General features: G+C 70.9%; 12 protein-coding genes. 10 read left to right on the top strand and 2 right to left on the bottom strand.

All coding sequences use genetic code 11. From position 1 onward, the window contains the following. Positions 1–167 precede the first annotated feature (167 nt). Positions 168–1,334, top strand: a complete 1,167-nt coding sequence (sucC, locus tag BK819_RS00460; protein ID WP_071327445.1) for an ADP-forming succinate--CoA ligase subunit beta — start codon at positions 168–170, stop codon at positions 1,332–1,334. Positions 1,335–1,361: 27 nt separating this feature from the next. After that, positions 1,362–2,264: a succinate--CoA ligase subunit alpha gene (gene sucD / locus BK819_RS00455; protein ID WP_025103778.1), complete on the top strand. Its 903-nt coding sequence runs from the start codon at positions 1,362–1,364 to the stop codon at positions 2,262–2,264. A 255-nt stretch (positions 2,265–2,519) separates the two neighbouring features. On the opposite strand, the gene BK819_RS00450 is transcribed toward sucD, so the two are convergent. Then, entirely contained in the window at positions 2,520–3,995 is a 1,476-nt protein-coding gene (locus BK819_RS00450; RefSeq protein ID WP_071327444.1) for an NCS2 family permease, read from the bottom strand. A gap of 91 nt (positions 3,996–4,086) precedes the next feature. On the opposite strand from BK819_RS00450, the gene BK819_RS00445 reads away from it, so the two are divergent. The 8 genes from BK819_RS00445 (at position 4,087) to BK819_RS00410 (ending at position 14,783) form a co-directional block, all read left to right on the top strand. Beyond that, the gene (locus BK819_RS00445; RefSeq protein ID WP_256209332.1) at positions 4,087–5,373 is read left to right on the top strand and encodes a DUF6350 family protein; all 1,287 of its coding nucleotides are present in this window, start codon (positions 4,087–4,089) and stop codon (positions 5,371–5,373) included. A gap of 61 nt (positions 5,374–5,434) precedes the next feature. Beyond that, positions 5,435–6,022, top strand: a complete 588-nt coding sequence (gene purN, locus BK819_RS00440; RefSeq protein ID WP_071327443.1) for a phosphoribosylglycinamide formyltransferase — start codon at positions 5,435–5,437, stop codon at positions 6,020–6,022. Positions 6,023–6,053: 31 nt separating this feature from the next. Then, positions 6,054–7,661, top strand: coding sequence for a bifunctional phosphoribosylaminoimidazolecarboxamide formyltransferase/IMP cyclohydrolase (purH, locus tag BK819_RS00435; protein ID WP_060923212.1), 1,608 nt, complete (start codon positions 6,054–6,056; stop codon positions 7,659–7,661). 135 nt (positions 7,662–7,796) lie between these two features. Continuing rightward, on the top strand, positions 7,797–9,314 hold the full coding sequence (locus BK819_RS00430; RefSeq protein WP_071327442.1) for a DNA-3-methyladenine glycosylase 2 family protein: 1,518 nt from the start codon (positions 7,797–7,799) through the stop codon (positions 9,312–9,314). Beyond that, positions 9,311–9,808 carry a methylated-DNA--[protein]-cysteine S-methyltransferase gene (locus BK819_RS00425; RefSeq protein ID WP_071327441.1) on the top strand — a complete coding sequence of 166 codons (498 nt, stop codon included), beginning with the start codon at positions 9,311–9,313 and terminating at the stop codon, positions 9,806–9,808. The genes BK819_RS00430 and BK819_RS00425 overlap by 4 nt, the downstream gene beginning before the upstream one ends. Before the next feature lie 307 nt (positions 9,809–10,115). Next, complete coding sequence (locus BK819_RS00420) at positions 10,116–12,062, top strand: ABC transporter ATP-binding protein (RefSeq protein WP_071327440.1); 1,947 nt, start codon at positions 10,116–10,118, stop codon at positions 12,060–12,062. Further along, positions 12,059–13,870: an ABC transporter ATP-binding protein gene (locus BK819_RS00415; protein ID WP_071327439.1), complete on the top strand. Its 1,812-nt coding sequence runs from the start codon at positions 12,059–12,061 to the stop codon at positions 13,868–13,870. Before BK819_RS00420 ends, BK819_RS00415 begins: the two co-directional genes overlap by 4 nt. Before the next feature lie 91 nt (positions 13,871–13,961). Beyond that, positions 13,962–14,783: a hypothetical protein gene (locus tag BK819_RS00410; RefSeq protein WP_071327438.1), complete on the top strand. Its 822-nt coding sequence runs from the start codon at positions 13,962–13,964 to the stop codon at positions 14,781–14,783. A gap of 85 nt (positions 14,784–14,868) precedes the next feature. Here BK819_RS00410 and BK819_RS00405 read toward each other — a convergent pair whose 3' ends face one another. Beyond that, positions 14,869–15,327 (bottom strand): N-acetyltransferase, encoded by a 459-nt coding sequence (locus tag BK819_RS00405; protein WP_071327437.1) that lies wholly within the window; start codon positions 15,325–15,327, stop codon positions 14,869–14,871. Positions 15,328–15,357: the final 30 nt, after the last annotated feature.

Here is a 15,357-nt window from a genome sequence, read left to right as displayed (position 1 = left end):
GTCTCCCCTGCCTCGACGCTCAAGAATCGTACCGGAGGCGTCGGCGCGTCGGGGAGGGCGTCGGGGCGTCGGAGCGTTCAGCCTGCGGTAGTAGGCTGGGGGACTGGTCGATGTCTCGACATCGAGAGAATCACCAGACCAGACCGCAGCCCAGTGAAGGAAGCACAGTGGATCTGTACGAGTACCAGGCACGAGACGTTTTCGAGAAGTACGGAGTGCCGGTCCTCGCCGGCATCGTCGCGGACACCCCCGAGGAGGTGAAGGCGGCTGCCGAGAAGATCGGCGGTGTCGTGGTCGTCAAGGCCCAGGTCAAGACCGGAGGCCGCGGCAAGGCCGGCGGTGTCAAGGTCGCCAAGACCCCCGACGAGGCGTACGAGGCCGCGAAGGCCATCCTCGGGCTCGACATCAAGGGCCACGTCGTCAAGCGCGTCATGGTCGCGCAGGGTGCCCGCATCGCCGAGGAGTTCTACTTCTCCGTGCTGCTCGACCGCGCCAACCGCTCCTACCTCTCCCTCTGCTCCGTCGAGGGCGGCATGGAGATCGAGCAGCTCGCCGTCGAGAAGCCCGAGGCGCTCGCCCGCGTCGAGGTCAACCCGCTGACCGGCATCGACAAGGACAAGGCGGTCGAGATCGCCCGCGCCGCGAACTTCCCGGAGGACCTCGTCGAGAAGGTCTCCGACGTGTTCGTGAAGCTGTACGACGTCTACAAGGGTGAGGACGCGACGCTCGTCGAGGTCAACCCGCTCGTCCGCACCGAAGACGGCGACATCATCGCGCTCGACGGCAAGGTCACCCTCGACGACAACGCCTCCGAGATCCGTCACCCCGAGCACGAGGCGCTCGAGGACAAGGACGCCGCCGACCCGCTCGAGGCCAAGGCCAAGGCGTCCGGCCTCAACTACGTCAAGCTCGACGGCGAGGTCGGCATCATCGGCAACGGCGCGGGCCTGGTCATGTCGACGCTCGACGTCGTCGCCTACGCCGGTGAGAACCACAACGGCGTCAAGCCCGCGAACTTCCTCGACATCGGCGGTGGCGCCTCGGCCGAGGTCATGGCCGCCGGTCTCGACGTCATCCTCGGCGACCCGCAGGTCAAGAGCGTGTTCGTCAACGTGTTCGGCGGCATCACGGCGTGCGACGCCGTCGCCAACGGCATCAAGGGCGCCCTGGAGACGCTGGGCGACACGGCCTCGAAGCCGCTCGTCGTCCGCCTCGACGGCAACCGCGTCGACGAGGGTCGCGCGATCCTCGCCGACTACGCGCACCCGCTTGTCACCCTGGCCGCCACCATGGACGAGGGCGCCGACAAGGCCGCCGAGCTCGCCAACGCTTGATCGCCTGAGACACAAGGAACCAGAGCTATGTCTATCTACCTCAACAAGGACTCCAAGGTCATCGTCCAGGGCATCACCGGCGGCGAGGGCACCAAGCACACCGCGCTGATGCTCAAGGCCGGCACCCAGGTCGTCGGCGGCGTCAACGCCCGCAAGGCCGGCACCACGGTCTCGCACACCGACAAGGACGGCAACGCCGTCGAGCTCCCCGTCTTCGGCTCGGTCGCCGAGGCCATGAAGGAGACCGGCGCCGACGTGTCGATCGCCTTCGTCCCGGGCGCCTTCACGAAGGACGCGATGATCGAGGCCATCGACGCCGAGATCCCGCTGCTCGTCGTCATCACCGAGGGCGTTCCCGTCGGTGACTCGGCCGAGGCCTGGGCGTACGCGCAGAGCAAGGGCAACAAGACCCGCATCATCGGCCCGAACTGCCCCGGCATCATCACGCCGGGTGAGGCGCTCGTCGGCATCACGCCCGCGAACATCACCGGCAAGGGCCCGATCGGCCTCGTGTCCAAGTCGGGCACCCTGACGTACCAGATGATGTTCGAGCTGCGCGACCTCGGCTTCTCGACCGCCATCGGCATCGGCGGCGACCCGGTCATCGGCACCACGCACATCGACGCGCTCGCCGCGTTCGAGGCCGACCCGGAGACCAAGGCCATCGTCATGATCGGCGAGATCGGCGGCGACGCCGAGGAGCGTGCGGCCGAGTACATCAAGGCGAACGTCACCAAGCCCGTCGTCGGCTACGTCGCGGGCTTCACGGCTCCCGAGGGCAAGACCATGGGTCACGCGGGTGCGATCGTCTCCGGTTCCGCCGGTACCGCGCAGGCGAAGAAGGAGGCCCTCGAGGCCGCCGGCGTCAAGGTCGGCAAGACGCCGTCCGAGACCGCCGCTCTCATGCGCGAGATCATCGAGTCGCTCTGATCTGAGCTACGCTTGACCTGAAGGCCCCGGGCTCCACCCCGGGGCCTTCGTCATACCCCCGGTTCCTGCCGGCCCACCTCCCTCAAGTCGCGCGATTGGTCCCATTCCGCGGCCGAATGGGACCAATTGCGCGATTCCGGCGAGCCGTCTGCCCCGGCCCACTCCTCCTGACGGTGGAGCTCCCACCTCCCTCAAGTCGCGCAAATGGCCCCATTCCGTGTCGGAATGGGGCCATGTGCGCGATTCGAAGCGGGGCTAGATCCCGACGCCGAAGAGGGCCTCGATGGGACCTCGGGCGAAGAAGATGAGGAAGCCGGCGCCGACCACCCACAGCAGCGGGCTGATGGTCTTGGCCTTGCCGGAGAAGGCGTGGATGAGCACCCAGCTCACGAAGCCCGCCCCGATGCCGTTGGCGATCGAGTACGTCAGCGGCATGACCGAGACCGTGAGGAACACCGGCAGGAGCACCCGGAAGTCGCCGAAGTCGATGTGCCGGATCTGGGCCATCATCATGGCGCCCACGATGATGAGCGCTGCGGCGGCGATCTCGGTCGGCACGATCGAGGTCAGGGGGGTGAGGAACATCGCGATGAGGAACACGATGCCCGTCACGACGTTCGCGAGACCCGTCCTGGCACCCTCTCCGATGCCGGCGCCGGACTCGATGAAGACCGTGCTGGAGGACGAGGAGGTCGCACCACCGGCGATCGCTCCGACGCCCTCGACCACCAGTGCCGACTTGATGCGCGGGAAGTCGCCGTTGTCGTCGGCGAGGTTCGCCTCCTTCGCCAGGCCCGTCATGGTGCCCATGGCGTCGAAGAAGTTCGTGAAGAGGAGCGTGAAGACGATCATCACGAGCGCGACGAGGCTGACCTTGCCGAGGTCGAACGAGAAGTCGACGGCGCCGATGAGGCTCAGGTCGGGAACGCTGACGGGGGAGCCGTTCAGTGCCGGGACGGTGAGGCCCCAGCCGCCGGGGTTGACGACATTGCCCTCGTCGTCGACGCCGCGGGCACCGATGTGCCAGATGGCCTCGACGATGACCGCGAGCACGGTGCCGCCGATGAGGCCGATGAGCATGCCGCCCTTGATGCGGAGCGCGACGAGGATGCCGGTGAGGAGCAGGGTGATCACGAACAGCAGGCTCGGCACCGTCGCGACGGAGCCGTTGACGCCGAGGCCGACGGGCGGCGACGAGGCACCGGTCGCGGTGACGAAGCCGGAGTTCACGAAGCCGATGAAGGCGATGAAGAGGCCGATACCGACCGTGATCGCGATCTTGAGCTGGAACGGCACGGCATCGAAGATCGCCTTCCGCAGCCCCGTGGCGGCGAGCAGCACGATCACGACGCCGTTGATCATCACGAGCGCCATCGCCTCGGGCCAGGTGACCTGGCCGACGACGGAGAACGCGACGAAGGCGTTGATGCCGAGACCGGCGGCGAAGCCGAACGGCAGGCGGGTGACGACACCGAAGAGGATCGTCATGATGCCGGCGGTCAGGGCCGTCGCGGCGCCGACGGCGTTGAAGTCGAGCATGTCGCCGGCGACGTCCGGCTTTCCGGACAGGATGATCGGGTTCAGGATCACGATGTACGCCATCGTGACGAACGTCACGAGGCCTCCACGGATCTCGGTGCCGATCGTCGATCCGCGCTTGCTGATCTCGAAGAAGCGGTCCAGGGTACCGGTGGGTCCGGTGGACACCGGGGCGGGTGGGGCAGTAGTCATCGGGAAACCTCCGGAGAAACGCTACCGTGTCGCCCGCCTCGCGCGCGCCCACGGGGGCCGAGAAGGAACTCGTCGTAGTCTCGAAGGCGCTATGCAACGCCTCCTCGTCGCGCTCCTCGCCGCCCTCGACGCCGCCATCACCGCTGCCGTCGGTCTGGCCGTGCTGCTGGCGCCGCTGACGCTCCTGTGGACGCTCGCTTTCGGCGTGACCGCCGACTGGGGCGCGCTGTGGCCGCTCACCGGAACGCTGTGGCAGTTCGGTCACGGCGTGCCGCTGGAGGTCGTGATCCCCGACGCCCTGCTCGTGACTCTGGCGATCCCCGCGGAGGCAGCGCGCTTCGTCGTCTCGGTCACACCGTTGGCGTTCCTGCTGCTCACCCTGCTCCTCGCCGCTCGCTCCGGGGGCCGGGCCGCTCGGTCCGGGGCCTGGGTGGGGGGATCGCTCTCGGGGACCGTCGTCTTCGCCGTGATCTCGACGGTCGTCGCTCTCACATCGGCGCTCGGGGCCGCGCAGGTCCCGCTGGCTCTCGCCATCCTGCTGCCCCCGGTCGTGTACCTCGTGGGCGCGGTGTGCGGCGCGGTGCGGGTGGCGTGGGAGGACGGCGACGGCGGGCTGCTCGACCGCATCCACGACATCCTGGACGCCCGGGAGGACTGGGCGCCGGTGCCCGCCGCGATCGTGCGGGGCGCCGCGTTCGCCCTCGTGGGCGTGACCGGCGCCGCCGCCCTGGCCGTCGCCCTGTCGGTCCTCACGCGCGGCGGAGAGGTCGTCGCGCTGTTCCAGGCGGCGCGGGTCGACGCCCTCGGGGCGACCGTGCTGACCCTCGGGCAGCTCGCGTACCTGCCGACCTTCGTGGTGTGGGCGGCCGCGTGGCTGGCCGGCCCCGGGTTCGCGGTCGGTGCCGGGACCGCTGTGTCGCCCGCCGGCACCCAGCTCGGCGTCGTGCCCGGCATCCCGGCGTTCGGCCTGTTGCCGGAGAACTCCTCGATCTGGATGCTCATCGTCATCCTGATCCCGGTGGCCGCCGGGGCATTCGCCGGGTGGGCCGTGCGCTCGCGGCTCGTGTGGGAGGGGACGCCGCTCGGCCTCCTGCAGCGTGTGGTGATCGCGGTTGGGATCGCCGCGGTCTCGGGCGGGGTCGCCGCGCTCGCCGCCGCCTTCGCGAACGGCTCGATGGGCCCGGGCCGACTCGAGGTCGTCGGTCCGGCGGTCCTGCCGTTCGCCGTGTCTCTGGGGGCGGAGGTGCTCGTCGGCGCGGCGATCCTCCTGCTGTCGCCCCGCAACCGCGACGAGCTCGCGGAGGAGCGCACCGACCGCTGGATCGCGGAGATGTCCGAACGGGGCTCCGAGGAGCATGCTGAGGACGACCGCCGCTAGGCGTTCCGGGCGCCCGGCGACGCCGGTCGGAGCGTCATCGGCTCGCCGGTAGACTGGGCGCGTGCTCACGGTCGCCGTACTCATCTCGGGCGCCGGCTCGAACCTTCGCGCCCTCCTCGAGGCCGCTCGTCACCCCGATTTCCCGGCCCGGGTCGTCGTCGTGGGGGCGGATCGCGAAGCCGACGGTCTGGCCCACGCCGAGGAGTTCGGCATCCCCAGCTTCACCGTGCCATGGCACGAGCACGAGAGCCGCGAGGCGTGGGGAGAGGAGCTCGGTCGTCAGCTCGCCGTCTGGACGCCGGACCTCGTGGTGCTCAGCGGCCTCATGCGCCTGCTGCCGTCCTCCCTCGTCGCCGCCTACGCACCGCGGATCATCAACACCCACCCCGCGTACCTCCCGGAGTTCCCCGGAGCGCACGGCGTCCGCGACGCCCTCGCCGCGGGTGTCCGGGAGACCGGCGCCAGTGTGATCGTCGTGGACGACGGGGTCGACACCGGCCCCGTCCTCGCGCAGGAGCGCGTGCCGATCCGGGCCGACGACACCGAGCACACGCTGCACGAGCGCATCAAGCCGGTCGAGCGCCGGCTCCTCATCGACGTCGTCCGGCGCATCGCGACCGGCGACCTCTCCCTGACCTCCGCCCCCTGACCCCCGACGCCCCCGCACGAAGGAGCCCATCATGGCCGGCCCCCGCCACGACCCCACGCTCTACCGCGATCGCGACACCGTGCCGATCCGGCGCGCTCTCGTCTCGGTCAGCGACAAGACCGACCTGCTCGTGCTCGCCGCTGCGCTCGCGGAGGCGGGCGTCGAGATCGTCTCGACCGGTTCGACGGCGTCCACCATCCGCGACGCCGGGTTCGAGGTGACGGATGTGGCCGCGGTCACGGGTGTCGCCGAGATGCTCGACGGCCGCGTCAAGACCCTGCATCCGAAGGTGCACGGCGGGCTGCTCGCCGACCTGCGCCTGGAGGACCACGAGCGGCAGCTCGCCGACCTCGACATCGCGCCGTTCGAGCTCGTCGTCGTCAACCTCTACCCGTTCGTGGAGACCGTGGCCTCCGGCGCCGAGGGTGACGACGTCGTCGAGCAGATCGACATCGGCGGCCCCGCCATGGTGCGCGCGGCGGCGAAGAACCACGCCAACGTCGCGATCGTCGTGTCGCCGCAGTCCTACCCGGCGATCGTCGCGGCTGTGGCGCAGGGCGGCACTTCGCTCGCCCAGCGGCGGGAGCTCGCGGCGCGGGCCTTCGCGCACACCGCGGCCTACGACACGGCCGTCGCGCAGTGGTTCGCCGAGGGCACGCTCAACGACCCGGGCGACCTCCCGGCGCACCTGACGATCCAGGCCGAGCGGCTCGCCACGCTCCGCTACGGCGAGAACTCCCACCAGCGCGGCGCCATCTACACCCGCGCGGGTGGACACGGCATCGCCCAGGCCACGCAGCTGCAGGGCAAGGAGATGTCGTACAACAACTACGTCGACGCAGACGCTGCCCTGCGCGCCGCCTACGACATGGTCAAGCCCGCCGTCGCCATCATCAAGCACGCGAACCCCTGCGGGATCGCCACGACGGCCCCGAACGCCCTCGACCCGATCGCCAGCGCGCACCTCCGCGCCCACGAGTGCGACCCCGTGTCGGCGTACGGCGGCGTGATCGCCGCGAACGGCACCGTGACGCTCAAGATGGCCGAGAACCTGAAGGACATCTTCACCGAGGTCATCGTCGCGCCGTCGTTCGAGCCCGCGGCCCTCGAGGTCTTCAAGGCGAAGAAGAACCTTCGTCTGCTGCAGCTCCCCGAGGACTGGCAGCAGGAGCGCATGGACGTGCGCCTCGTGTCCGGCGGTCTCCTGCTCCAGGACGCGGACCGCTTCCCCGACGACATCGTCTCCGTCGCCAAGAACTGGGAGCTCGTGTCGGGGGAGCGTCCGAGCGACGAGGAGATGGAGAACCTGATCTTCGCGTGGAAGGCCTGCCGGGCCGTGAAGTCGAACGCGATCGTGCTGGCGAAGGACAACGCGACGGTCGGCGTCGGCATGGGCCAGGTCAACCGCGTCGACTCGTGCCGCCTCGCGGTGGAGCGTGCGGGAGATCGTGCCGCCGGATCCGTCGCCTCGTCCGACGCGTTCTTCCCGTTCGCGGACGGCGCGCAGGTGCTCATCGACGCGGGTGTCACGGCGATCGTGCAGCCCGGTGGCTCCGTGAGGGACGAGGAGGTCGTCGATGCCGCGCGCAAGGCCGGCGTCACCATGTTCTTCACGGGGGAGCGCCACTTCTTCCACTGACCGAGACCCCGGTCTTCTGCCGAGGCCCCGGCGTGCGCACGTCTGCACGCCGGGGCCTCGGCGCGCAGGCGGGGTCTCGAGGAGGGAACCGCGATGTCCGATTTCCGCCAGCCGTAGCCGTGCGGGGGTGAGAGAGTGGAGGACGTGAGCTACTCCTTCGACGAGCGCTACCGGGCGATCAGCGCTCGGGACACCCGCTTCGACGGGCAGTTCGTCACCGCCGTGCGCTCGACCGGGATCTACTGCCGTCCGAGCTGCCCCGCGCGCACCCCCAAGCCGCAGAACGTCACGTTCTATCCGACGAGTGCCGCGGCGCATGAGGCGGGGTATCGCGCATGCAAGCGCTGCCTGCCGGAGGCCGCCCCCGGGTCGCCCGCGTGGGACGTCCGCGGAGACACCGCGGCCCGGGCCATGCGGCTGATCGCGTCCGGCGTGGTCGAGCGCGAGGGCGTGCCAGGACTCGCGTCGCGGCTCGGTTACTCGAGCCGTCATCTCACGCGACTGCTGACGACCGAGCTCGGCGCCGGACCGCTCGCACTCGCGAGAGCGCACCGCGCCCACACCGCCCGCATGCTGCTCGTGGGAACCGACATGCCCATCGCCGATGTCGCCTTCGCCGCCGGGTTCCACAGCATCCGCCAGGGCAACGACACGATCCGCGAGGTCTTCGGTCTCACGCCGGGGGAGCTGCGTGCCCGCCGCCGCACGCCCTCCGCGGCCGTACCCGGAACGATCGACCTCGTCCTGCCGTACCGGGGCCCCCTGGATGCGGCCGGAGTCTTCGCGTGGATGGCCGCGCGAGCCGTGACGGGGGTCGAGGAGGCCACGGCGACCTCGTTCTCCCGCCGCCTCCGGATGCCGGGCGGCCCCGCGTGGTTCGAGGTGCGTCAGGAGGAGACGGAGCGGCTGCACCTGCGGGCCCGGGTCGCGCAGCTCGGCGACCTCGCGCCGCTGGTGGCCACGGCGCGCCGCATCTTCGACCTCGACGCCGACCCCCTCGCGATCGACGAGGCCCTGGCCGCGCACCCGCCCCTCGCCCCCCTCGTGGCGCGGACCCCCGGCATCCGCGTGCCCGGGGCAGCCGATCCGCACGAGATGCTCATCCGCGCGATGATCGGGCAGCAGATCACGGTCGTCGCCGCCCGTACGGCGCTGACCGCCCTCACCGACGCGCTGGGGGAGCGGACCCCCGACGGCCTTCTGTTCCCGACGATGTCAGCCATCGCGGCCCACGGCGCCGAGGTGCTGCGGGGGCCCGCCGCCCGGATCCGCGCCGTCACGGGAGCCGCCGCCGCTCTGGCGGACGGGAGTCTGACTCTCACCGTGGGCGATGACGGCCCCACGCAGCGCGCCGCCCTCCTCGCGATGCCCGGCATCGGACCTTGGACCGCCGACTACGTGTGGATGCGGGTGCTCGGCGATCCGGACGTGCTGCTCCCCGGCGACGTGGCCCTCCGCGCCGGTGCTGCCGCGTCTGGGCTGCCCGCCGAACCGAAGTCCCTCACCGCCTGGGCGGAGCGCACCGCACCGTGGCGGAGCTATCTCAGCGCGCACCTGTGGCGTGCCGCACCGATCCGTCCTGCCGGACCGCGGCGCAGATCCGCCGTCCGGCCAACCCACGGCATCCCATCCGACACCGAGGAGACCCCATGACCGCTCTCATCCAGACCCTCGAGACCGCCGACGGTCCCTTCACGATCCTCGCCGACGAGCGCCAGCGGGTGCTCGTGTCCGGCTGGACGGACGACGTGGAGGCCATCCTCGGCCGGCTGCCCGCCCGGGTCCGCCCCGACGCCGTGCGCGAGGCCGAGACGGACGCGGCGGGCGCTGTCCGCGCGTACTACGCGGGCGACGTCGCGGCGATCGACGCGGTCGCGGTCGCGCAGACGGGCACCGCCCTCCAGCTCGCCGGCTGGGCGGCGCTGCGCACCATCGCGCCGGGGGAGTCCCTGACCTACACGGGCTTCGCGGCCCGACTCGGCAATCCCCAGGCGGTGCGGGCGGCGGCGTCGATCTGCGCGCGAAACGCCCCGGCCCTGTTCGTGCCCTGCCATCGGGTGCTCCGCACGGACGGCTCCCTCGGCGGCTTCGCCTGGGGGCTGCCCGTGAAGGAGAGTCTTCTGGCGCGCGAACGCGCCGCCCGCTGACCGCTCGACCCGAAGAGCCCGCCCCGAACGGGGCGGGCTCTTCGCCGTCCCGGGAATTCCCCTTGCGCTCAGCTCGTTCACAGGAATAGGCTGATGGGCTGTCGCGCCAACCGGACGACCTCGCCGAGCCCTTGAGGAGGACACCATGACCACGATCGCCACCGCGCGGATCGCCACCCTCGGCTCGACCCCGGCGCGCCCGCTCTCCTAGAGCCTCCGCCCCTCTTCTGCACCGGATGCCGGGCTCCGTGAGCTCGCTCTCGCATCCGTTCCCCCGCTCTTCTCCCCTTCGACTCCTCTGAGAGACATGTCTTCCTCGTCTTCCGCGCAGAATCCCTCCCCCTCGTCCACCCTCTCCACGCCCGCCGCGCTGTGGCGGCTCAAGCCGTTCGTGAAGCCGGTCATCTGGCGTCTCGTCGGCGGTGCCGCCAGTGCGCTCGCGGCGGCCCTCATCGCGCTGATGATCCCCATCGTGCTCGAGCAGATCATCGGCGGGCCGGTGCAGTCCGGAGCGCTCGACGCGATCATCTGGGGAGCGCTCGCCGTGTTCGCCCTCGGCCTCGGCGAGGCCCTCATGGTGTGGCTCCGTCGGCAGTTCGTGCTCTTCCCCGCCACGCAGGTGGAGTACCGCATGCGCACCGAGCTCTACTCGCGCCTGCAGACCCTGCCGGTCGCGTTCCACGACCGGTGGCAGTCCGGGCAGCTGCTCAGCCGCATGATGCAGGACATCGGCCTGATCCGCCGGTGGCTCGCCTTCGGGCTCGTGCTCCTCGTCGTGAACGTGCTGACGATCCTCATCGGCTCGGTGCTGCTGTTCCGCTGGCACTGGCTGCTGGGCACGATCTTCCTCGTGACGGCGGTCCCGCTGTGGATCCGCGGGTACCTCTTCGAGAAGCGCTACGGCGCGCTCACCCGGCGCAGCCAGGACCAGGCGGGCGACCTCGCCACGAGCGTCGAGGAGAGCGTGCACGGCATCCGCGTGCTCAAGGCGTTCGGCCGCGGCACGCACGCCCTCCGCCGCTTCAGCCGGCAGGCCGAGACGCTGCGCGAGACCGAGATGAGCAAGGCCGGGGCCATCGCCTCGATCTGGTTCTGGCTAGACCTCATGCCGCAGATCGCGTTCGGCCTCAGCCTGATGTCGGGCATCTGGCTCATCTCGCAGGACGCGATCACGTCCGCGGAGCTGTTCGCCTTCTTCGCGATGGCGGTCGTGCTGCGCTGGCCCATCGAGTCGATCGGCTTCCTCTTCTCGTTCATGCTCGACGCGCGCACGGCGACGGACCGCGTCTTCGACATCTTCTCGGAGACGAACACCATCACCGATCCGGAGAACCCGGTGCACATCGAGAACCCGCGTGGCGAGCTCGCGTTCGAGAACGCGCACTTCCGCTACCAGGATGCGGCGCCCGACGAGCGGGACCTGCTCGACGGGATCGACCTCGTGCTGCGTCCGGGCGAGACCATGGCGCTCGTGGGTCTCACCGGCAGCGGCAAGACGACGCTGACGACCCTGCCGACGCGGCTGTACGACGTGACGGGAGGGCGGGTCACGCTCGACGGCGTCGATGTGCGGGACCTGACGCTCGCCGAGCTCCGGGAGCACATCGCGATGGCGTTCGAGGACGCGACGCTCTTCTCGGCCTCGGTCCGCGAAAACGTCCTGCTCGGCCGCGCCGACCTCGACGTGCACAGCCCCGAGGCCGAGCGCGTCCTGCGCGAGGCGCTCGACGTGGCGCAGGCCGCCTTCGTGGACACGCTCCCCGAGGGCGTCGAGACGGTGATCGGCGAGGAGGGACTGAGCCTGTCCGGCGGACAGCGCCAGCGGCTCGCCCTGGCCCGCGCCGTGGCAGCCAACCCCCGGGTGCTCGTCCTCGACGACCCGCTGTCGGCGCTGGACGTCGACACCGAGGCGCTCGTGGAGGAGGCGCTGCGGCACGTGCTCGCCGACACCACCGCGATGATCGTCGCGCACCGTCCGTCCACCGTGGCCCTCGCCGACCGTGTGGCGCTGCTGGAGGACGGCCGGATCACCGCCGTCGGCACGCACGCCGAGCTGCTGAAGACGAGTCGGCACTACCGTCACGTCATCTCCAGCCTGGAGGCGGAGGAGGCCGCCCGCACCGGAGCCATCCCGATCATCCGCGACGAGCAGGCCGAGATCCACGAGACCGTGCAGGACGGCATCCGCGAGGAGGCCGATGACGAGGCGCCGGGAGGCGCCCCCCGATTCGCAGGAGAGGAGGTGCAGCGATGAGCTCCCTCACCGGAACCCAGGACGAGGACCGCTCCCGCCTCACCACGGAGGAGAGCAGGGCGATCCGCCGCCGCTCGCTGCGGCTGCTCGGCTCGCTCGTGCGTCCGCTCAAGCCGCAGATCGTGCTCGCCGCGACGGTGCTCGTGATCTCGACGGCGCTGCAGGTGGCCGGACCGATCCTCATCAGCATCGGCCTCGATCGGGCGCTCCCCGCGGTGCTCGACGACGCCGACTGGATGCCGACGTTCGTCGTCGGCGGGATCTACCTGCTCGCGGGTGCTCTCGCCGCCGTGCTCATCGCCTGGTACGTCATCATCGCGGCGAAGCTGACCCAGGCCGTCCTGCTGGACCTGCGCAAGCGCATCTTCCTGCACACCCAGCGTCTGAGCCTGGAGTTCCACGAGTCGTACACCTCGGGGCGGATCATCTCGCGCCAGACGAGCGACCTGGACTCCATCAAGGAGCTCCTCGACGGCGGCCTGAACGAGCTCGTCTCCGGCGTGCTCTTCGGTGTCTTCACCTTCATCGCGCTGTGCGTGTGGGACTGGCAGTCCGGTCTGATCCTCGCGATCGGCGGCGTGCCGCTGTTCTTCCTCATGCGCTGGTTCTACTCGCGCTCGCAGCTCGTGTACCGCGAGTCCCGGGTGATCAGCGCGAAGGTGATCGTCCAGTTCGTGGAGACCATGACGGGCATCCGCGCGGTCAAGGCCTTCCGGAAGGAGCCGCGCAACGACGAGGCCTTCCAGGGCGTGGCCGGCGAGTACCGCGACGTGAACCGCCGCTCGATGCTGTTGTTCGGCACGTTCGAGCCGGGCCTCATGGGCGTCGCGGCGCTCGTGCTCGGCGTCGTCGTGCTGTGGGGCGGCATCCGGGTCTCGGAAGGAGCGCTGACGGTCGGCGTGCTGCTGTCCGCCGTGCTGTACGTCCGCAACTTCTTCGCTCCGATGCAGGAGATCGCGATGTTCCTGAACTCCTACCAGTCCGCCACCGCGGCGCTGGAGAAGGTGTCGGGCGTCCTGGAGGAGGTGCCGACGGTGCCGGACCCCGAGAAGCCGGTGGACCTCTGGGAGTCCCGGGGGCACATCCGCTTCGACGAGGTCACCTTCGCGTACAACGAGGACACGACGATCCTGCCGAACTTCTCGCTCGACATCCCCGCCGGGCAGACGATCGCGCTGGTCGGGACGACGGGAGCGGGCAAGTCCACGCTGGCCAAGCTCATCTCGCGGTTCTACGACCCGTCCGCGGGGACGGTGACCCTCGACGGCGTCGATCTGCGGTCGCTGCACCCGAAGGATCTCCGCCGTGCGATCGTCATGGTCACGCAGGAGGCGTACCTGTTCAGCGGAACCGTCGCCGACAACATCGCGCTCGGGCGCCCGGATGCGACGCTGGACGAGATCCGCGAGGCGGCGCGGGCGGTGGGCGCCGACGCGTTCATCTCGGCCCTGCCGGACGGCTACGACACCGACGTGAACAAGCGCGGTGGTCGGGTCTCGGCTGGGCAGCGACAGCTCATCTCGTTCGCCCGTGCCTTCCTCGCCGACCCGGCGGTGCTGATCCTCGACGAGGCGACGGCCTCGCTGGACATCCCGTCCGAGCGGCTGATCCAGGACGCACTGCAGACGCTGCTGGCCGACCGGACGGCGATCATCATCGCGCACCGGCTGTCGACGGTGGCGATCGCGGATCGCGTGCTCGTGATGGAGCACGGCCGGATCATCGAGGACGACACCCCGGCCGCCCTGATCGGCGGAACCGGGAAGTTCGCCCAGCTGCACGCAGCCTGGCAGGAGACGCTCGTCTGACGTCGTGACGCGACAGCGGCCCCGGCATCCGTGCGGATGCCGGGGCCGCTGCATCCGGGCGCGGGCGCCCTGCGGTCGGTAGCATCGAAGGATGGACCCCTTCCTCCTCGTCGCGGAGTGGTGGTGGCTCGCGCCGACCGCCGCCGCCGGGGTGACCGCGGGCGCGATCGGGGTGCGTCGTCGCAACACCCGCAGCGGCCGCCGTCTGGAGTACGACGCCGCCCGGCACGACCTCCGCGAGGCGCAGCAGCGCGCGGTGGTCCGACGGACGGCGCTGAAGGTGGCACGAGCCGACCTCGCGCGGGTCTCCGCCGAGCGGTCCGCGCAGCGTGCGAGTGCCGAGCAGGTGTCCGGCGCCCGGCGCATGCTCAAGGAGCGCGAACGCGACGCCAGGGCGGCTGCGGCCGACGTCCGCGCCCGGCGCGTCAGGGTGAACGCCGCCCGCGCCGCGATCCCCGCCGGCTCCGCACCGCGGCCGCTGGAGCGGCTGTACGCGGAGCACGACGCGGTGACGGCGCGATGGATGCGGTACGAGACCGACCCCGCGCTGCAGATCACCTACCCCGAGATGACCGACGTGAAGCGCCCGGAGACCGCCGCCTACCTCCGGGCCGCCGGCGCCGCGGTCGAGGCGCGTCGGCAGACGACGGGCCGCGTGACGGCCGCCGAGTACGCGGCCTACCGCGACGCCGTCGCGGAGCTGGAGCGGGCGTTCGAGGCCGCCGAGCACGCCGCGAAGGTCCAGACGGGGGAGGCGCCGGCCACACCGGCCTGGCAGGACGCCGCGCAGGACATGCTGCACCGCTCCGCCGAGGCGATCGACCGGGCGGCGGGTGCCGCCGCGTCCGCGCTCGCCGCGTGGAACAGCCGTCGGGGCAAGGGCACGCCTCCGGACGGCAGCGGTCAGCGCTGAGGAGGATCGAGAGGACGCCGCCCGGCAGGGTCCGAGGGCGACGGAGTCTCGATGGGGGAGGGGATTCGAGAGCCCGCCGCCGGTCTCAGGAGGGGACGCGGATCTGGGCGATGACCTCGCCGTAGGCCGTCTCCCCGACGGGTGTGAACCCGACGCGGCGGAAGAAGGCCTCCGGGCCGTCCTCGCCGGCTTCGTAGATGACGTTGACGTGGTCGACGCCGCGGTTGCGCGCCTCGTCGATGAGGTTCTCGACGGCGAAGCGGCCGATGCCGCGACCCTGGTCGTCCGCGTCGACGTTGATGCGCCACAGCACGGAGCGGAAGTGCTCCTCCGGCGCCTCGTCGTCGAAGTTGGCGCTGACGAAGCCCACGACCTCGTTGCGGTCCAGGATCACCCGCTGCCAGGAGGTCTGCGGGTTGATGACGGTGGCCGCGATGCCGTACGAGACGGGGGCGAGGAACTGCTCCTGTCCGGGCTTGAGCGACAGGTTGTTCACGGCGACGATCGTCGCGGCGGAGAGTTCGACCATGCGCAGTTCGGACATGCCCCCAGGCTAGCCCCTCCGCTCACCGCA

The organism is Microbacterium sp. LCT-H2 (assembly GCF_001866135.1).
In the GTDB taxonomy this organism is placed as follows: domain Bacteria; phylum Actinomycetota; class Actinomycetes; order Actinomycetales; family Microbacteriaceae; genus Microbacterium.
The sequence above is the reverse complement of the archived record's forward strand: the minus strand, read 5'-3'. Positions and strand labels throughout refer to the sequence as shown.

Coding starts and splice junctions, on each gene's coding strand:
- BK819_RS00445 (WP_256209332.1), top strand. CDS start 4,087: ATGCAACGCCTCCTCGTCGCGCTCCTCGCCGCCCTCGACGCCGCCATC.
- BK819_RS00420 (WP_071327440.1), top strand. CDS start 10,116: ATGTCTTCCTCGTCTTCCGCGCAGAATCCCTCCCCCTCGTCCACCCTC.
- purH (WP_060923212.1), top strand. CDS start 6,054: ATGGCCGGCCCCCGCCACGACCCCACGCTCTACCGCGATCGCGACACC.
- BK819_RS00410 (WP_071327438.1), top strand. CDS start 13,962: ATGGACCCCTTCCTCCTCGTCGCGGAGTGGTGGTGGCTCGCGCCGACC.
- BK819_RS00405 (WP_071327437.1), bottom strand. CDS start 15,327: ATGTCCGAACTGCGCATGGTCGAACTCTCCGCCGCGACGATCGTCGCC.
- BK819_RS00425 (WP_071327441.1), top strand. CDS start 9,311: ATGACCGCTCTCATCCAGACCCTCGAGACCGCCGACGGTCCCTTCACG.
- BK819_RS00450 (WP_071327444.1), bottom strand. CDS start 3,995: ATGACTACTGCCCCACCCGCCCCGGTGTCCACCGGACCCACCGGTACC.
- BK819_RS00415 (WP_071327439.1), top strand. CDS start 12,059: ATGAGCTCCCTCACCGGAACCCAGGACGAGGACCGCTCCCGCCTCACC.
- sucD (WP_025103778.1), top strand. CDS start 1,362: ATGTCTATCTACCTCAACAAGGACTCCAAGGTCATCGTCCAGGGCATC.